General features: G+C 61.0%; 15 protein-coding genes. 6 read left to right on the top strand and 9 right to left on the bottom strand.

The genetic code is table 11. The features are described 5' to 3' along the window. Positions 1-3 precede the first annotated feature (3 nt). From FHT97_RS14700 to FHT97_RS14675, 6 genes are all read left to right on the top strand, one after another. Complete coding sequence (locus FHT97_RS14700) at positions 4-1,233, top strand: class I SAM-dependent methyltransferase (protein WP_183863189.1); 1,230 nt, start codon at positions 4-6, stop codon at positions 1,231-1,233. 620 nt (positions 1,234-1,853) lie between these two features. After that, positions 1,854-3,434 carry a peptide ABC transporter substrate-binding protein gene (locus FHT97_RS14695; protein WP_183863187.1) on the top strand — a complete coding sequence of 527 codons (1,581 nt, stop codon included), beginning with the start codon at positions 1,854-1,856 and terminating at the stop codon, positions 3,432-3,434. Between the two features lie 48 nt (positions 3,435-3,482). Continuing rightward, a complete protein-coding gene (locus FHT97_RS14690; RefSeq protein WP_016552174.1) occupies positions 3,483-4,406 on the top strand; it encodes an ABC transporter permease subunit in 924 nt (307 codons plus the stop codon). Beyond that, entirely contained in the window at positions 4,403-5,320 is a 918-nt protein-coding gene (locus FHT97_RS14685) for an ABC transporter permease subunit (RefSeq protein ID WP_114710431.1), read from the top strand. The genes FHT97_RS14690 and FHT97_RS14685 overlap by 4 nt, the downstream gene beginning before the upstream one ends. Continuing rightward, the gene (locus FHT97_RS14680; RefSeq protein WP_183863185.1) at positions 5,321-6,328 is read left to right on the top strand and encodes an ABC transporter ATP-binding protein; all 1,008 of its coding nucleotides are present in this window, start codon (positions 5,321-5,323) and stop codon (positions 6,326-6,328) included. After that, entirely contained in the window at positions 6,321-7,304 is a 984-nt protein-coding gene (locus tag FHT97_RS14675; protein WP_183863183.1) for an oligopeptide/dipeptide ABC transporter ATP-binding protein, read from the top strand. The genes FHT97_RS14680 and FHT97_RS14675 overlap by 8 nt, the downstream gene beginning before the upstream one ends. A gap of 83 nt (positions 7,305-7,387) precedes the next feature. Here FHT97_RS14675 and FHT97_RS14670 read toward each other — a convergent pair whose 3' ends face one another. The 9 genes from FHT97_RS14670 to FHT97_RS14630 all read right to left on the bottom strand — a co-directional run bounded on the left by FHT97_RS14670 (position 7,388) and on the right by FHT97_RS14630 (position 17,685). Beyond that, on the bottom strand, positions 7,388-8,845 hold the full coding sequence (locus FHT97_RS14670) for a lytic transglycosylase F (protein WP_183863181.1): 1,458 nt from the start codon (positions 8,843-8,845) through the stop codon (positions 7,388-7,390). Between the two features lie 140 nt (positions 8,846-8,985). After that, positions 8,986-10,014 carry a trans-3-hydroxy-L-proline dehydratase gene (locus FHT97_RS14665; protein WP_183863179.1) on the bottom strand — a complete coding sequence of 343 codons (1,029 nt, stop codon included), beginning with the start codon at positions 10,012-10,014 and terminating at the stop codon, positions 8,986-8,988. Positions 10,015-10,023: 9 nt separating this feature from the next. Beyond that, on the bottom strand, positions 10,024-11,715 hold the full coding sequence (locus tag FHT97_RS14660) for an aconitase X (RefSeq protein ID WP_183863177.1): 1,692 nt from the start codon (positions 11,713-11,715) through the stop codon (positions 10,024-10,026). An 85-nt stretch (positions 11,716-11,800) separates the two neighbouring features. After that, complete coding sequence (locus FHT97_RS14655) at positions 11,801-13,051, bottom strand: FAD-binding oxidoreductase (protein WP_183863158.1); 1,251 nt, start codon at positions 13,049-13,051, stop codon at positions 11,801-11,803. Positions 13,052-13,058: 7 nt separating this feature from the next. Next, positions 13,059-13,781, bottom strand: a complete 723-nt coding sequence (locus tag FHT97_RS14650; RefSeq protein WP_183757742.1) for an amino acid ABC transporter ATP-binding protein — start codon at positions 13,779-13,781, stop codon at positions 13,059-13,061. Continuing rightward, positions 13,774-14,427, bottom strand: a complete 654-nt coding sequence (locus FHT97_RS14645) for an amino acid ABC transporter permease (RefSeq protein WP_183863156.1) — start codon at positions 14,425-14,427, stop codon at positions 13,774-13,776. The genes FHT97_RS14650 and FHT97_RS14645 overlap by 8 nt, the downstream gene beginning before the upstream one ends. A 12-nt stretch (positions 14,428-14,439) precedes the next feature. Continuing rightward, entirely contained in the window at positions 14,440-15,105 is a 666-nt protein-coding gene (locus tag FHT97_RS14640) for an amino acid ABC transporter permease (protein WP_183863154.1), read from the bottom strand. Between the two features lie 69 nt (positions 15,106-15,174). Continuing rightward, entirely contained in the window at positions 15,175-15,984 is an 810-nt protein-coding gene (locus FHT97_RS14635) for a transporter substrate-binding domain-containing protein (RefSeq protein ID WP_114710407.1), read from the bottom strand. Between the two features lie 183 nt (positions 15,985-16,167). Continuing rightward, positions 16,168-17,685: an aldehyde dehydrogenase (NADP(+)) gene (locus FHT97_RS14630; protein ID WP_183863152.1), complete on the bottom strand. Its 1,518-nt coding sequence runs from the start codon at positions 17,683-17,685 to the stop codon at positions 16,168-16,170. Between the last annotated feature and the right edge of the window lie 122 nt (positions 17,686-17,807).

Genomic DNA, 17,807 nt, shown 5'->3' with positions numbered 1-17,807 from the left:
CACATGTCTCACCAATGCCGTTTCTGCTCAGCGCCGCTGACGACCGTTGTCGCGGATCTTGGATCGACACCGTGGTCCAACTCTTTTCTGCCCGACGCGGCCGCGATTGCGAAGGAGCGCTCCTTTCCGCTGAAGGTCATGGTTTGCTCGGAGTGCTTTCTGGTTCAGACAACCGAGAACGTGCCGGCTGACGAAATTTTCAATGCCGACTACGCTTACCTCTCCTCGTTCTCGACGAGCTGGCTTGAGCATGCCAAGCGTTATGCCGAGATGATGGCCGAGCGCTTCGGGCTCTCAGCGGATTCGACGGTGGTCGAAGTCGCCTCGAATGACGGCTATCTCCTGCAATACTTCGCCGCCAAGGGCATCACCGTGCTCGGCGTGGAGCCGGCCGCAAATGCCGCAAAGATTGCCGAGAGCCGGGGCGTGCCGACCAAGGTCGCTTTCTTCGGCAAGGAGACTGCCACGGCGCTGGTCGCGAGCGGCGTGCGCGCCAACGTCACGGCCGCCAACAATGTCCTGGCGCACGTACCTGATATCGCTGACTTCGTCGGCGGCTTCGCCATCCTGTTGAAACCCGACGGCGTCTCGACCTTCGAATTCCCGCATCTTCTGACGATGATCGATGGAATCCAGTTCGATACGATCTACCACGAGCACTACTCTTATATGTCGCTGCTCGCCGTCGAACGCATTTTCGGTGCTTGCGGACTGAAGGTCTTCGATGTCGAAGAAATTCCAACGCACGGCGGTTCATTGCGCGTGTTCGCACAGAAGGCAGAGGGCACACGTGCTGTGACGGACAGACTTGTCGCCCTCCGGAAAAAGGAAGAGGCGTTCGGTCTCAAGCAGATGGCGACGTATGAGCGGTTCGGATCGCGGATCGAAGGCGTGTGCCAGGAGTTCAAGGCCTTCCTTGCTCGCGCCAAGGCCGAGGGGAAGACGGTCGCCGCCTATGGCGCCGCAGCCAAGGGCAACACCTTTCTCAACGTCTGCGGCGTCACCGCCGACGACATCGCCTTCGTGGTCGACCGCAGCGACATCAAGCAAGGCAAGTTGCTGCCTGGGAGCCATATCCCTGTCCATCCGCCGAGCCACCTAGAAGCCGCAAAGCCGGACTATCTCGTCATCCTCCCCTGGAATCTGACGGAGGAGATCGTTAGGTCGAACGGCTACATCCGGGAATGGGGCGGACGCTTCGTCGTCGCGATTCCGACGCTGCGGATCCTTTGACCTTCGGCGCAAAGCGGCGCCTGAACGGTACCGCTTGTCCCTTGTTGTCGCACGCCTGCGCTTAGGACTTTGAGGTCCGAAAGATTGCCGAACCTCTTCGGGTGTGGATATCGCCTGGGCAACTCTAGTGGGCAGTCAGCCGTGCCTGCGGCATGTTTCCGCCGTTTGTCTTTTTCGCCTCCGGAAGTCCTTTTGCATGTTCTGGCGTGGCGCCTTTCGCCGAACCTCCTCAGACAACGCCACATTTCAAAAACAATGGCGACTACATGTCGCAAACAGATGTCAAAGGGACGCATTTGCCATTGAATTATCAGTGCAATTCTCTGCAACAGCAGAAAATGTTGAGCCGGCTAGCGTCAGCTTATTCAACCAGTGATTGATTTTCCGAAGTATGGCCGTTGTTGATTAACGCGGCCGGAACGGCTCAAAATCCCTCTTTCTGTAGCCGGCTGAGGGACTGCGCCGTAAAAATTACGGCTACAGAAGGCGTCGCTCGCCATTTCATTTGGGGGCTTGCAACGGCAGACCTTTACGATAGGTTGCGCGCTGACCTGAACGTAAACTGGTCACGGGAACAAACGACTAATAAAAGGCGCAAAGCCTAGAAAGGTGGCCCCCATATGAACTTTCTGACGAAGAAATTCCTGGCTTCAGCAGTGTTTGGCTCGCTGCTGGCCGTTTCGGCCCATGCGGCCACACTCAACATCCACAATGGTGGCGACCCGCAGTCCCTCGACCCACAGAAGCTGTCGAGCGACTATGAAAACCGCATTGCCGGCGACATCTTCGAAGGTCTCGTCACCGAAGATCCGAAGGATGATCCGGTTCCGGGACAGGCGGAAAGCTGGACGGTTTCCCCCGATGGCAAGGTCTATACCTTCAAGCTTCGCGACGGCATCAAGTGGTCGGATGGACAGCCGGTAACGGCGGGCGACTTCGTCTTCGCCTTCCAGCGCCTCGTTGACCCAAAGAACGCCGCCGAATACGCCTATCTGCAGTTCACCATCAAGAACGCGGAAAAGATCAACAAGGGCGAGATCACCGATTTCAGCCAGCTCGGCGTCAAGGCGATCGATGACAAGACGCTCGAGATCACGCTCGAGAACCCGACGCCCTACTTCATCAACTCGCTGATGCACTACACCGCCTACCCGCTGCCAAAGCACGTGGTCGAAGCAAAGGGCACCGACTGGGTGAAGATCGGCAACATCGTCACAAATGGCCCGTACAAGCCGACCGAATGGATTCCGGGTGCGTCGGTCACGACTGTCAAGAACGACCAGTATTACGGCGAGAAGGACCTGAAGATCGACGGCGTGAAGTTCTTCACGCTGGAAGACCAGGAAGCGGCTCTGAAGCGCTATCGCGCCGGCGAATTCGACATCATGACCGACTTCCCGACCGACCAGTACGAGTGGATGAAGAAGAACCTGCCGGGTCAGGCGCACGTCACGCCGTTCCTGGCGAGCTACTACTACGTGCTCAATGCCACCAAGCCGCCATTCAACGACAAGCGCGTCCGCCAGGCCCTGTCCATGGCCGTCAACCGCGAAGTCATCGGCCCGAAGATCCTCGGCACCGGCGAACTGCCGGCCTATTCCTGGGTCCCGCCGGGCACGTCGAACTACGGCGATCCGGCCTATGTCAGCTGGAAGGACATGCCTTACAAGGACAAGGTGGAAGAGGCGAAGAAGCTGCTCAAGGAAGCAGGCTTCGGACCTGACCACCCGCTGAAGGCACAGCTCCGCTACAACACCAACGACAACCACAAGCGCGTGGCTGTCGCGATCGCCTCGATGTGGAAGCCGCTCGGCGTCCAGATCGAGCTCTACAACACCGAAACCAAGGTGCATTACGACGAAATGCAGCATGGCCAGGTGGAAATCGGCCGTGCTGGCTGGATCGCCGACTACAACGATCCGGACAACTTCCTCGGTCTGCTCGTTTCCGGCGTTTCGATGAACTATGGCCGCTGGAGCAACGCCGACTACGACAAGCTGGTCAAGGAAGCGAACGCACAGACCGACCTGAAGAAGCGTGCGGAGATCTTCAAGCAGGCCGAACAGCTGGCACTCGATGACAGTGCCGCCATTCCGCTCTACTATTACGTCTCCAAGAACGTCGTTTCGCCGAAGGTCCAGGGCTTCGTCGACAACATTCAGGACATCCATCGCACGCGCTGGCTGTCGGTTAAAGAATAAGGAACACCGGCCCTTCCCGCTCGATGTGGGAAGGGCCGATCCACGACCATGATCAAATACGCACTCCGTCGCCTGCTGTCGACGATCCCCGTGATGTGGATCGCCGTGACACTCAGCTTTTTTGTCTTGCGCCTTGCTCCCGGCGGCCCCTTCGATGGCGAGCGGCCATTGCCGCCGGTGATCCTGAAGAACCTCGCGGCCCACTACAATCTCGATAAGCCGCTGATCGAACAATACCTGATCTACGTCTTCGACGTCCTGAAGGGCGATCTTGGCCCATCCTTTGCCAACGAAGACTTCAGTGTTGCCCAGCAGATCATGATCGGCCTGCCTTACACGTTCACGATCGGCGGCCTCGCCTTCATCCTTGCCATCCTCATCGGCGTAACAGTCGGCTGTCTTGGGGCGCTTTATCAGAATAAGGCGCCTGACTACGTCCTCGGCCTGCTTATTCTCGTCGGCCTGGTTCTTCCGAACTTTCTGATCGCGCCCATCCTGCAGCTGATTCTCGGCATCCACCTCGGCTGGTTGCCTGTAGGCGGGTGGGGCGACGGCTCGTTCAAATATCTCGTCATCCCAATCGTTGTGTTGGCATTGCCGCATGCGGGCCGTATCTCGCGCATGACCCGCGGCTCGATGATCGAAGTGATGAACCAGAACTACATCCGCACGGCAAAAGCCAAGGGCATCGGCCCGCGGCTGACCGTCATGCGCCACGCTCTCAAGCCCGCCATGATGCCGGTTGTTTCCTATCTCGGCCCGGCGGCCAGCTACCTTCTCACCGGCTCGCTCGTCGTTGAAAGCATCTTCGGATTGCCCGGCATCGGCCGCTATTTCGTCAACGCCGCGCTGAATCGCGACTACGGCATGGTTCTCGGCACGGTCATCTTCTACATGGTGCTGATCGTCATCCTGAACCTTCTCGTCGACATCGCCTATGCGTGGCTCGATCCGAAAGTGAGAAACCGATGATCCTCAATCCCGCAAAAAGAGAGCTGCTTGCGGCCGAACTTCTCGAGGCCGAAGGGCTCTCGCACAAGAGCCGCTCTCTCACCGGCGATGCCCTGCGTCGTCTTTCCCGCAACAAGGCGGCCGTCGTTGCCATCGTTGTGCTGCTGCTTCTCATCCTCGCAGCATTTCTTGGGCCATACCTCATTCCGTTCGACTATGAGGAGCCGGATTGGGCGGCGTTCCGGATGCCGCCTGATATGGAAAGCGGCCACTATTTCGGAACCGATCCGAACGGCCGCGACCTGCTGGCCCGCGTGCTCTACGGCACCCGTGTTTCGCTTGCCGTTGCGGCGACCGCCACCATCGTTTCGGTGGTGATCGGGGTGCTGTACGGCGCGATTTCCGGCTATATCGGCGGCAGGCTCGACGCGATCATGATGCGCTTTGTCGATATCATGTATGCGCTGCCTTACATCCTTTTCGTCATCCTGCTGATGGTCGTGTTTGGCCGCAACGTTTACCTGCTGTTTGCAGCAATCGGTGCGCTGGAATGGCTGACGATGGCCCGAATCGTGCGCGGACAGACGCTGTCAATCAAGCACCGCGAGTTCATCGAGGCGGCCCGGGCATCCGGCCAGAAGCCTTTCAAGATTATCCTCAAGCACATCATCCCGAACCTTGTCGGGCCGGTGGTGATCTTTGCTGCGCTGACGGTCCCAGAAATCATCGCGACGGAGAGCTTCCTGTCCTATCTTGGTTTCGGTGTTCAGGAACCGTTGACATCGCTCGGCACGCTGATTGCCGAGGGCACCGACGCCATGGAAAGCATGCCGTGGCTGTTGGTCTTCCCGGCCTGTTTCCTCGTCGCCCTGCTGATGAGCCTGCTTTTCATCGGCGACGGTCTGCGCGACGCGTTCGACCCGAAGGATCGATAAATGCAACAAGAAATAAAAAACGATACGCTTCTCGAACTGCGAGACTATTCGATCACCTTTGCGACGCCGGATGGCGAGGTAAAGGCCGTATCCAACATGAACCTGTCGATCCGTCGCGGCGAGCGTGTCGCAATCGTCGGCGAGTCGGGGTCGGGCAAGAGCCAGACCTTCCTCGGCGTGATGGGGCTGCTTGCCAAGAACGGCCGCACCAGTGGCCAGGCACTGCTGGAAGGCAAGGACGTCTTGGCGCTAAAGCCGCGGGAACTCGACCATGTCCGCGGCAAGGACATGGCCATGGTGTTCCAGGACCCCATGACCGCGCTCAATCCGTCGCTGCGGATCTCCCGGCAATTGACGGAGCAGCTTGAGGTTCACCGGGGCTTCACGGCGCGCGCTGCCTCCAACGAGGCGCTCGATATGCTGAAGCGGGTCGGCATCCCTGATCCAACGCGACGCTTCAACCTTTATCCACACGAACTGTCGGGCGGCATGCGCCAGCGCATCGTCATTGCGATGGCACTGCTGACGAAACCGAAGCTGCTCATTGCCGACGAGCCGACGACCGCGCTCGACGTTACGATCCAGGCCCAAATCCTTGATCTCTTCAACGACCTGACCGCGGAAATGAACACGGCGCTTGTCATGATCACTCATGATCTGGGCGTTGTCGCCGGCCTCGCGGATCGCGTTGCGGTCATGTATGCCGGGCGGATCGTCGAGGAAGCACCGGTCGACGAGCTCTTCGAGGTACCGGCGCATCCCTATACGGCTGCGCTGCACGCTTCCATCCCGCGGCCAGACCAAGACGTCGATCAGCTCGCCGTCATTCCCGGCCGCCCGCCCAACCTGCAGCATCTGCCGAAGGGCTGCAGCTTCTCGCCGCGCTGTCCCATGGTCCAGAACGACTGTATCGACGCGTCGCCGAAACTTGAGATGTTGGCGAAGGGCCATTCCGCGGCCTGCTTCCATCCTTTCCCGCGCCGTGAGGAGGTTCTGAGCCATGGCTGACCGTTCGCTTCTGAGGGTCGAGAACCTCACCACCCAGTTTGAAATTCCGTCGAAGAGCTTCTTCAGACCACCGATGAAGCTGACTGCGGTGAACAATGTCAGCTTTGACCTGAGCGAAGGTCGGACGCTCGGGATCGTCGGCGAGTCGGGCTGCGGCAAGTCCACGCTTGGGCGCTCGATCCTGCGTCTTTTGAAGTCGCAGAAAGGCCGCATCCTGTGGCAGGGACGCAATCTCCTCGATCTTTCGGACGAAGAGATGCGGGCAGCGCGCCGCGACATGCAGATCATCTTCCAGGATCCGATCGCCTCCCTCGACCCGCGCATGACCGTCGGTGATATCATTGCCGAACCGCTGACCGTCTTCGAGCCGAAGCTTACCAAAGCGGAACGCGTGGCGCGCGTCCGGGAAATCATGGGTGCCGTCGGCCTGGTGCCGGAGATGATCAACCGCTATCCGCACGAATTCTCGGGCGGGCAGGCGCAGCGTATCGGCATCGCCCGCGCTGTCGTGACGCGGCCGAAGCTCATCATCTGCGATGAGCCGGTCTCGGCACTCGACGTGTCGATCCAGGGGCAGGTGATCACCCTGCTGCGCAAACTCCGCAAAGAGTTCGGGCTGACCCTGATCTTCATCAGCCACGACCTTTCGGTTGTGCGGCTGATCTCGGACGATGTGCTTGTGCTCTATCTCGGAAAGGTAGTCGAAGCTGGCGATTGCGCCACCGTTTTTGACCGGCCGGCGCATCCTTACACACAGGCGCTCTTCTCGGCAGCACCAGTGCCTGATCCGAAGCTGGCACGCAACCGACAACGCATCCGGCTTCAAGGCGACCCGCCCTCGCCGCTCAATCCCCCGCCAGGCTGCGTGTTTTCTCCGCGCTGCTGGAAGGCCACGGATATCTGCCGCAAGGAAATGCCGCCGACGGAGCTGGTTCGGCCAGAGCAGACAGCAGCCTGTTATCACATGGACCGCTGACAGGGCATTAACACAAACGCCAAGCGGCCCGCCATCGCGCGGGCCCCTTTGTTCTTTATCCGGCGTAAGAGGTGCTCAGTCTGCTAGTTTTTCACTGGTGTCGTTACCGTCATGGAAGCGCGTTGCGCTTCGACCCGTTCCGTCAGCAGGCTGTAGGCGACATAGTACTTGAATATATTGCTGACGTACTGGACCGTTTCGCGCCCGACAATGGCCGCAGCGGCGTTTTCGACGTTTCCGAACCAGATGTCAGGGTTGAGCCCCATATCCTTCGCCTTGGCACGAAATTTCCGGAGATTCCCCGGACCAGCATTGTAGGCGGCGAATGCCATCAGCTGCTGATCACGGGCTGAGATGCCGGGATCATTGATATAGACCTTGACCAGATAGCGTAGATATTTCGCGCCGGCCTCGACGTTACGATCCTCGCTCTTTGCGATGCCGGTGATACCGATCTCCTTGCCAGCCGCCGTGGCTGGCAACAGTTGCATCACGCCGACGGCGCCCCTCGGGCTGTGGCGCGCTTGATCGAGCTGCGACTCCTGATAGCCCTGGGCCATGAGCATCAGATAATCGAACGAATACGTCCCTGCGTGTTTGCGGAATATCTCGACCAGGTCCTTAAAGCGCTCGACATGAGCCGGCGAATAGGCTCGCCGCAACATCGTATCGCTCTTGAAATAGCGATTGCGCAGCATGTTGCCGAACGTTGTGCCGACCTTGTGCTGTTCGGCGAACTTGTCGAGGACGGCTTTCAACTGCGGGCTACCCTTGCGGATTGCCCAGGCGATCTGTCCATGCGCCGACACGGCGACGTCAGCATGCACCTTCATGTCCGTGAACACCTTCGCCCAGATGTCGGCCTTATATCCATCGACAACGGTCCAGGCGAGCAGGCCGGCGTTGACCATTTCCATCAGATCTTCATCTTCGAGGTTCTCGTCGATCGGCTTGACCTGAATCTCTGGCTTTCCATCTTTCTTGAATTGCTCATTGAGCGCCAGAAGATGCTCGTAGTAGCTGCTGGTCTGGCGGACGCGGATTTCCTTGCCGGCGAGGTCATCGATGCTTGCAATCGGTTCCGCAGAAGGTCCGGAAACCAAAACCTCGCTGGCATCGCTGTAGAGCGGCGCGCTGAAATCGACCTCCTGGAGGCGCGCCGGCGTCACCGTCAGATTGGCCATGACGATGTCGCCCGAGCCCTCCTTGAGGGCTGAAATCAGTCGATCGCGACCGGTTGGGATGAAGGCGATGCGGATGCGCTCGATTTCCTTCTTCTTACCCTTGTTCAGCTCCGCCTCGAGGGCCGTCCCGAACTCCACGGCCGTTCCGTACTGGCGGCCCTTGTCGATGAAATAGATGGTCTTGCTATACGGCACCAGAATACGGATAAGCCGGATCTTGGTCATCGCGTCGAGATCGCCTGTATTCGGCTTCGGCATGATCTTGCCGATCTCGATTTTCGTTTGGGCGAACGTACCAACCTGACCGAACAATACGGTCATAGTTGCGAGCACTAGGCTGAAAAGGAAATGTCGCATGATCTGCCCCCAACTGGTGCCGAGAGCCTATCACGTTTATTAGACAATCAAAGCGGCAGAGTGGGACTCGGTCGACACCTTGAGCGAGATCTCCCGCTCAAGACAATTTGCCGGATTCATGCCTGCGAGATGCCTAGCCGTTAACGGGCGCCCCACGTGTCAGTCAATCGATACCCTTCCGGCCAGGGGTCGGACGGATCGAGCATGTGCTGATGGGTGCCGGTGATCCAGGCGCGGCCGGAAATTTCCGGCAGGATTGCCGCGCGATCGCCAACTTTCGTGGTGCCTAGAATGCGGCCGGAGAAGGTCGACCCGATCAGCGAGACAGCCGTCAGGCGATCTTCAGGCGTCATCTGACCACGCGCATGCAACACCGCCATGCGCGCCGAAAGCGCGGTTCCGGTCGGCGAACGGTCGACCTTTCCGGGCTGAATGGCGACGGCTGCACCCGCACGTAGACCTTCGGCGGTCCGCTCCACCGGACCTGCGAAGAGGCAGAAGGAGAAGTGCTTCCAATCCGGATTTTCCGGGTGGTGGAATCCGAGCCCAGCGTTGGCCGCGTTGGTGATACGCACGCCGAGCCTCGCAATGTCATGCGCCTCGTCGGGCGACAGGCTGAAGCCCATCGCCGCGGCGTCGACGATGACGAAGCTGTCGCCGCCATAGGCAGTATCGACGGTCAGTGTGCCCAGGCCCTCGACCTCCAGCTTCGCATCGAGTCGTTCCGCAAAGCTCGGCAGGTTCTGCACGAAGATGCGCTCGGCCTTGCCGTTCCGGCATTCGGCGCGCACGCGAACGAGGCCACCGGGGGCTTCCAGGGTGATCTCGGTAACGGGCTCCTGCATCGGCAGAATGCCGCTGTCCAGCAACACCGTGGAGACGCAGATTGAGTTCGAGCCGGACATCGGAGGCGTGTCCTCGGGCTCCATGATGATGAAGGCGGCATCGGCATCGGGATGCTTCGGAGGCACCAGCAGATTGACGTGGCGGAAGACACCGCCGCGCGGTTCGTTCAGCACGAAGTTGCGCAACGTCCCGTCACGGGCGATCCAGCGGCTTTGTTCCCATATGGTTTCGCCGGGCGGCGGCGTGACGCCGCCAACGATGACATCGCCCACCTCGCCCTCGGCATGGGCGGACACGACATGGATGGTCTTGGTACTGCGCATGATACCTCCTCAGGAAAGCCAATTGGGGAGCCGCGGGGGGACGCGACCCGTTAGAGCCGCTTCGACACAATCAGCAAGGCTGCCGAAGCGAACGGCGCGGCCGGAGAGCCCTGGGCCGTAGTGGGCGTACTTGCCGGAATTCGTCAGCAGGGCACGGGTCCGCGTCGGAAACAGCGGCTCGGAAATCGAACACCAGCAAAGATCCGGGAGAACCTGCACGCCCGCATCCTCCAACCTGCCGAGCAGACCCTCGTTGCGGGCATCACTGATCACCTGGCGACCGGCAGTGACGATCACCGCGACGCTGGCATGTCGGCGACGACCAGCCAGAACTTCAGCCAAGGCGCGGCATTCGGTCAAGGAGGCATGCGGACTGCCGATAGCGATGAGTTCCACCTCCTCCGGCCCACCGTTCAGGGCGGTCCAGGCCGCAGCCATGTCGGCACGGGAGATCGATGCATGGTCGGCATTATCGCGGGCAGCGCCGGCAGCTTCGGGCGTGACGCCTTCGATATGCAGCATGGGTGCAGCAGAGGTGGTGCCGAAGGCGGCGCACAGGGCCTTGAGATCATCCAGCGTCGGCTGTGCGGGACCAAGGCCGCGCAGAAGCGGAATGCGGTCCGGCGCCGCGCGACCGGCGAGATAGCCGATCAGTGGCCAGAAGGCGTCGTCGACCTCTGCCGGCAACTCCACATCGATGATCCGCCGTGCCTTCCGGTGCTCGTCGAGATAGACCCCGGAAAGTGGCGCTCGACCGGTCAGCGCGATGCAGAGATCCAGGAAATCCGGGTGCTTTGCCGTTCTGGCTCCGAGCACTGTGTTGGCGAAGATCACCGCATTGGATTCCGCCCAGGCGATGGATTCGCCCGGCTGCGGCGCGCTGTCAAGCAGGTAAGGAGAGCAGGTGAAGGTCGGTCGACAGCCCATGCGGACATAGGCATCGGCAAGCCGGGCCGCCGGGTCGCCGAAGGCTTGCGGCACGCCCTGCGTCTGCCAATTGGCGCGATCGACGGAAATGGCGTTCATCGTGGTCGGCACGCAAACCTGCGCCCCCATGTCGGCCATCTTTTCCGCGAAGGTGAGATTGGCCGGGCTCGCATAAATGCAGCCGTCGATGTGGCCTTGCGTGACATCGACAAGTCCGTGCGCGCCCTGCTGCGCTGCCATGGCGCTGATGATGCGCATGGCCTGCTGCACGGCGACTCCCTGCTGTCCGTTCAGCATGGCGCGGTCGGCTTCGCTAAGATCGAGTGCAGCGGTTGCCGGAGATGCAATCGGAATCTCCAACCCGTCTGCCACGACGGCCTTATCGCTGATCTCGGCGGTTTTCGCACGGGAGAGTGCGGAGAAGGCGTCGGGCCCAAGCCGCAGGACAGGCAGCGGCTTTCCGAACATTTCAGACGCGATCAGCGCACCGAGCGTCAGCACATCCTCGGCCTCGGAAAAAACCAGAGCGGCCGGTGCGCGCCCTGTCAGCACAAGATCGAGGAGAACGCCGGAGCCCGTGCAGGACCCACGGCTCGACGGCATCATCAAGATGCTGCCTGTCAGGCACGCCCCGTGAAGCGGGTGGTGTACGTCGATCACACAGCCGGTCGCTGGGTCGACTCCACCCCAGAAGCTCAGAGCCTCATCGGTGGCGATAACCGGACCGTGGGCAGAGCCAGCGAGAATGCTGCGATCGGGTACAGAGTGTTTCATGTCGGCGAAGCCTCAAGGAGAGAGATGGCATTCACCAACGGGGATGTTACGAGCAAACGTCACGGTTCGCTCGCCTTGATCCCCGTCAGAATCTTTGGGGCGAGAAGGGCGCGATGTCGATCGCGGGCTTCTTGCCAGTCAACAGATCCGCGACGATGCGTGCGGTGCCTGCCGACTGCGTGAGGCCGAGATGGCCGTGGCCGAAAGCATGGATCACCCGCTGCGTATCGCGGGCGTGGCCGATGGCGGGCAGGCTGTCGGGCAAAGACGGACGGAACCCCATCCATTGCACACCGCCGTGCGGCTTCAACCCGGGCAGGAAGCTGCGAGCTTTCTCCAGCATCGCTTCCGAGCGTTGGAAATTCGGCGGCAGCTTCAGCCCTCCGAGTTCGACGGAGCCACCAACGCGAATCCCCGTCGATAGCCGGGTAACGACAAAACCGTGACCGCCGAAGGTAATCTGCGTGCGCAGGTCGAAAGCCTCGGGAGGAAGCGTGGTATTGTAGCCACGCTCGGTTTCGAGCGGAATCTTCTCGCCGATCGTGCGCGCCACTTGATGGGAAAAGGCGCCTGCCGACAACACGATCTGTGCGGCCCGTCGCAAACTGCCGCCGACGCTCAGAACATCGACACCACCCTCGGCGGGACGCAAGGCTGTAACTTCGACGCGCTCGATCGTGCCGCCCATGGCACGGAAGTGATCTGCCAAAGCCAGGGTATAGAGTTTGGGATCGGCGATCGAGTACCAGCCGGGCGTGAAGGTCCCATGGGTGAAACGCGTCGCGAGGCCGGGCTGGATCTCCGCGATCCCAGCCGCATCGAGGTGGTGGAACTCGACACCGTGCGCTTCGCGCGCCTTCCAGCCGGGAAGCGAGGCCTTGAACTCGGCCCCGCCTTCATAGACCTGAAGATTACCGTCCTTGCGCAGCATGGCGGCGGTGCCGGTCTGCTGCAGGAACGGTTCGAGCTCGGCTTTCGAAAGATCCATCAGCGCGGTTTGCGCTGCGGTCGAATGGGCAACACAACTGGGCGCACAGGCCCGCCAGAACCGAAACATCCATGGTGCGATCTGCAAGGCATAGGCCGGCGGCACCGAAAGCGGCCCGAGCGGGTCGAGCAGCCACTTCGGCGCCTTCTTCAGGATGCCGGGTGAGGCGAGCGGCAGGATGTCGGTAAAGGCGAAGGCTCCGGCATTGCCTGCCGATGCTCCGGCAGCGGGACCTTCGCGATCGAGTACGACCACGGAAAGGCCCCGTGCCTGCGCTGCGATCGCCGCGGAAAGCCCAACGACTCCAGCGCCGATCACGATCACATCAGGTTGGGTTTGATCGTTCATCATCGCCTCAGTGAGTGGCAGCGAGGAATGCCTGCAGCTCCGGATCCTTCGGCGCACCGAACAGCTCTTCCGGCGGAGCAATCTCAGCCATCACACCCTTGTGGAAGAAAGCGACGCGATCGGAAACCTCACGCGCAAACTTCATTTCGTGCGTGACGCAGATCATCGTCATCCCTTCGGAGGCGAGCATGCGCAGCGTGTCGAGGACTTCGCCGACGAGCTGCGGGTCGAGCGCCGAGGTGACCTCGTCGAACAGCATGTATTCCGGCGACATGGCGAGCGCGCGCGCAATCGCCATGCGCTGCTGCTGGCCACCGGACATGCGGTTCGGATAGACCTTCAGCTTCTCCCCCAGGCCGACGTGGGTAAGCTGCTTTACAGCCATCGCTTCGGCTTCTGCCTTGGGAAGGCCGAGCACCTTTCTGGGCGCGAGCATGACGTTTTCCAGCACCGTCAGATGCGGGAACGCGTTCCACTGCTGGAAGACGATACCGAGCTTGCGGCGGAGCCTGTTCAGGTCGGTCGCCTTGGCATGGACATCCGTGCCGTCAACAACGATACGGCCGCTATCGATGGCTTCGAGACCATTGATACAGGTGAGCAATGTCGACTTTCCCGAGCCGGAACCACCGATGATGGTCAGTACCTCGCCCTTGGGGACAGTGAGGTTGATGCCCTTCAGGACCTCCAATGAGCCGAAGGATTTGCGGACGTTTTCAATCTCAATCATTGGGGGACCACCGTTTTTCGAGATACCCGCCAATCCGGGCGATGGGGAAGCTGATAATAAAGTAGACGGCGCCGCAGATCATCAGGATGAACAACGGTTCCTGCAGCCGGGTCACGAGGATCTGCGAGGCGCGCAGCAGCTCGATCAGGCCGAGCCAAAGTACCAGCGCGGAATCCTTCATGACGCCAAGCGTCAGGCCGATCCAGGACGGCAGCGAAACGCGTGTCGCAAGCGGCATGACAATGTAGCGCATATCCTGCGACCAGGTCATGCCGAGCGACCGGGCAGCACGCCGTGTGGTCGGCGGCACCGAAGAAATTCCACCGCGGACGATTTCCGTGCAGTAGGCAGCCGTATAGAGCGACAGCACAACGCAGGAGGTCGTGAACGGAGGCCAGCCAAGCCGCATGATCGACTGCAAGGCATTGCCGAGCACAAGCTGGATCAACAAAGGCACCGAGCGGAAGACGTCGAGAGCGAAGGTCAGCGGTGCGGACCAGTAGGGTCCGAGTTCGACGCGGATCATCCCGAAGAGGATCCCGAGGACGGTTCCGGCCGCGACCGAAACAACGGTGACCGCGAGCGTCATCCCCGCGCCTTGCGCCAGGAAGGCCAGATCACCCCAGGTGAGGGCAGTACCAAACATCTCTCACCTCTCTCAGTAGCGGAACATGCGCCAGGCAAGTGCCCGGGCGGCAAGGGTCAGAACTTTGGCGATGACGTAGTAGATCACCGCGGCCAAGGCGAAGAATTCAAAGGTGCGGAAAGAGCGCGCATTCAGCTCCTGCGTCACGCCGGCGAGATCGGTGTTCATGCCGACGGTCACGCCGAGCGAGGTCATCAGAACTGCCCAGACCATCTGGTTGGTCGCCGGCAGGAACGCCACGCGCAGCATTTGCGGAAGGACAATCAGTCGAAACGCCTGCATGGACGTCATGCCAAGCGAGCGCCCGGCGCGTGTCTGTGTGTCCGGGATCGCCTTCAGTGCGCCACGGAAATTCTCTGCCAAGTAACCGGCGTTGTTAAAGGCAATGCCAACCAGGAGCGCGGTAAACGGCGTGAGGTGAATGCCAAAATTGCCAAGGCCAAAATGGGCCATGTAGATCTGGAAGAGCGCAGGTGTGTTTCGCGCGATCTCGACCCAGGCAGTGGCAAAGCCAGCGAGAATGCGGTTGCCGGAGAGTCGGAACAAGGTCAGTGCAAGCGCGCACGCCAGTCCGATAATCATGGACAGGAGCGCGATCTGCAGCGTGACCAGCGCGCCGTCGAGCATTTGTGGCAATGCCTTGAGCGCTTGGTTCCAGTGGAAGGTGTAGTTAAACATGACCGTCTCACCTTGTCGTAAAGCTACGGCGCGAGGGATGACCTCGCGCCGCGGGAGAAACGGTCCAGATTAGCGGTAAACGCCGTTGACCGCGAGCGACGGGACGTCGCCGCCGACCCACTTCTTGTAGAGCTCGGCGTAGCGGCCGGTGCGAACCTGCTGGTTGATGAACAGGTTCAGGTAGTTGACCAGGCCGTACTCCTCACGGTTGGTGAAGAGCGCGACGTAGTCGATATCGAACGGCGCCTTGCCGACCACTGCGATGCCCGGGAACTTGCCGGTCTTGACGTTGGCCTGAGCAACGGTCGAGGTCGAGACGGTGGCGTCAAGCTGGCCCTGGCTCAGTGCGAGGAACACGTCGGCCTGCGTCTGGTAAGGACGGAACTCGCCGACACCCCAAGCCTTCACCTGCTGTTCGAGCGCGATCGCTTCGTAGGTGCCAGCGGTTGCGCCGACAACCTTGCCCTTCATGTCTTCGAAGGACTTCACGCCCGACTTCTCGTTGGCGGTAACCGCCATCTCGAAGGCAAAGTAGGGAACGGTCATGCCGACGGTCTTGGCACGCTCCAGCGTGTCGGAGGTGGAGGCGACGCCGACATCGACGCGGCCGGACATCAGCGCCGGAATACGCTCAGGGAACGGGGTCTCGACGATTTCGGCAGTTACGCCGAGCGCCTTGGCCAGATCGTTGCAGTAGTCCACGTCGAAGCCGATCGGATTGTTGTTCTCGTCGCGCGAACCCATCGGTGGGAAGTCCAGCACAACGGCGCAGCGCAGCGTGCCCGAACCGATGATGTCGTCCAGCTTGTCGGCTTTGGCCGGGCTGGTCAGGAGGGTGGCGGCGGCCAGAAGGCCGAAAGCGAGGACCGAGGTTTTCATTTTTCTCTCTCCCAGAGTTGGATTTGTCGATGGACAGCGAGGCGCACTATTCCTCTTCAGCGCGCGCAAATCAATCTTAAAATACATCAAGTATGCAAAAAGTATAAGACGAATAGCGATCATGTCGACAAAAAGGGCGGCCAAGTAGTGGCCGCCCTTTGCTTTTCTACCTCTCGATGAAAATCAGCCGAGGAAATCCTCAGGCAGAAGATCTTCCGACATATTCTGGTACGAGACCGGCCGCAGGAAGCGGCGGATCGACATCGTGCCGACGCTGGTTGCTCCGAAGTTCGTCGAAGCCGGATAGGGGCCGCCATGGACCATGGAATCGACGACCTCGACGCCCGTCGGGAAACCGTTGACAAGGACGCGCCCCGCCTTACGCTCGAGCACTGGGCGCAGACGGCGGGCGTCGGCGATGTCGCCGGCATCCATGTGGATCGTCGCCGTCAACTGACCTTCGAAGCCGCGCGCCAGTTGCTCCATCTCATCAATCGTCTTAACGCGAACCACAAGGCCAAGCGGCCCGAAGACCTCTTCACCGAGGGCGTGGTCGGCCAGGAACTGCGCACCGGTCGTCTCAAAAAGGTTGGGTGCAGCCGTCCGGCCGGAGGACTCGCCGGTGAACAGCGGGTTGACCGTATTGCGGGTTGCAAAGCGCGCCTGTCCATCCTGATAGGCCTTCGCGATGCCGTCCGTGAGCATGGTCTGCGGCGCCACCTTGCCCAGTGCTTCAACCGTTGCGGCCACGAAGCGATCGGCTTCGGCGCCTTCCGCCACCACGGCGATGCCGGGATTGGTGCAGAACTGCCCGGCACCCATGGTCAGCGATCCCGCCCAGCCCTGGCCGAGCGTTTCGCCGCGTGCCTTCAGCGCTTCGGGCAAAAGGAACATCGGATTGACAGAACCGAGTTCACCGAAGAACGGGATCGGCTCAGGCCGTGCGGCACATAGGTTGAAGAGCGCGCGACCGCCGGCGAGCGAGCCGGTGAAGCCAACAGCCTTGATACGCGGATGCTGCACCAGGGCTTCGCCGACCTGGCGATTGCCGCCCTGGATCAGCGAGAAGACGCCGGGATGAATACCGGTCTTGCGGATGGCAGCTTCGATCGCCTGGGCGACGATTTCGCCGGTGCCGGGATGCGCCGAGTGACCCTTGACCACGACAGGGCAACCCGCGGCTAGTGCGGCGGCCGTATCACCGCCAGCAGTCGAGAAGGCCAGCGGGAAGTTCGACGCACCGAAGACGGCCACCGGGCCGATCGGGCGCTGAATGAGGCGGATCTCCGGCCGCGGCGCGGGTTGACGGTCAGGCAGCGCCGCGTCACGGCGGCGGTCAAGATATTCGCCCTTTTCGATGTGATCGGCAAAGAGCCGCAACTGGCCGGTCGTGCGGCCGCGTTCGCCCTGCAGGCGCGCTTCCGGCAGACCCGTTTCCTGGCTACCAATCTCCGTGATTGCCTCGGCCCGCGCCTCGATCTCGTCAGCGATCGCACGAAGGAACGCGGCCCGCTCTGCGCGTGTGGAGTAGCCGTAGCTCCAGAAGGCATCTTCGGCCGCCTCGCAGGCGCGGCTCACCAGGTCGACCGTGCCAACGGCGAACTGATGCACTGGACCATGCGCCGGTGCGGATGCAAAAGTACCCGCTCCGTCGAGCCATTCGCCCGCGACGAGGTGTTTTCCATTGGGAGTGAAGACCATTTGCTATTCCTTCCTTGAAAGCCGGGGGCGCCTTGCGAAAATCCATCTGCAGGCGAATTGCGCATGCCGGATCTTTGTATACTCTATGTATTTATAACTTCAACACTCGATCGCCTTCGGCG

This window comes from Rhizobium sp. BK399 (assembly GCF_014194695.1).
Taxonomy (GTDB): domain Bacteria; phylum Pseudomonadota; class Alphaproteobacteria; order Rhizobiales; family Rhizobiaceae; genus Rhizobium.
The sequence above is the reverse complement of the archived record's forward strand: the minus strand, read 5'-3'. Positions and strand labels throughout refer to the sequence as shown.

Coding starts and splice junctions, on each gene's coding strand:
- FHT97_RS14700 (WP_183863189.1), top strand. CDS start 4: ATGTCTCACCAATGCCGTTTCTGCTCAGCGCCGCTGACGACCGTTGTC.
- FHT97_RS14695 (WP_183863187.1), top strand. CDS start 1,854: ATGAACTTTCTGACGAAGAAATTCCTGGCTTCAGCAGTGTTTGGCTCG.
- FHT97_RS14690 (WP_016552174.1), top strand. CDS start 3,483: ATGATCAAATACGCACTCCGTCGCCTGCTGTCGACGATCCCCGTGATG.
- FHT97_RS14685 (WP_114710431.1), top strand. CDS start 4,403: ATGATCCTCAATCCCGCAAAAAGAGAGCTGCTTGCGGCCGAACTTCTC.
- FHT97_RS14680 (WP_183863185.1), top strand. CDS start 5,321: ATGCAACAAGAAATAAAAAACGATACGCTTCTCGAACTGCGAGACTAT.
- FHT97_RS14675 (WP_183863183.1), top strand. CDS start 6,321: ATGGCTGACCGTTCGCTTCTGAGGGTCGAGAACCTCACCACCCAGTTT.
- FHT97_RS14670 (WP_183863181.1), bottom strand. CDS start 8,845: ATGCGACATTTCCTTTTCAGCCTAGTGCTCGCAACTATGACCGTATTG.
- FHT97_RS14665 (WP_183863179.1), bottom strand. CDS start 10,014: ATGCGCAGTACCAAGACCATCCATGTCGTGTCCGCCCATGCCGAGGGC.
- FHT97_RS14660 (WP_183863177.1), bottom strand. CDS start 11,715: ATGAAACACTCTGTACCCGATCGCAGCATTCTCGCTGGCTCTGCCCAC.
- FHT97_RS14655 (WP_183863158.1), bottom strand. CDS start 13,051: ATGAACGATCAAACCCAACCTGATGTGATCGTGATCGGCGCTGGAGTC.
- FHT97_RS14650 (WP_183757742.1), bottom strand. CDS start 13,781: ATGATTGAGATTGAAAACGTCCGCAAATCCTTCGGCTCATTGGAGGTC.
- FHT97_RS14645 (WP_183863156.1), bottom strand. CDS start 14,427: ATGTTTGGTACTGCCCTCACCTGGGGTGATCTGGCCTTCCTGGCGCAA.
- FHT97_RS14640 (WP_183863154.1), bottom strand. CDS start 15,105: ATGTTTAACTACACCTTCCACTGGAACCAAGCGCTCAAGGCATTGCCA.
- FHT97_RS14635 (WP_114710407.1), bottom strand. CDS start 15,984: ATGAAAACCTCGGTCCTCGCTTTCGGCCTTCTGGCCGCCGCCACCCTC.
- FHT97_RS14630 (WP_183863152.1), bottom strand. CDS start 17,685: ATGGTCTTCACTCCCAATGGAAAACACCTCGTCGCGGGCGAATGGCTC.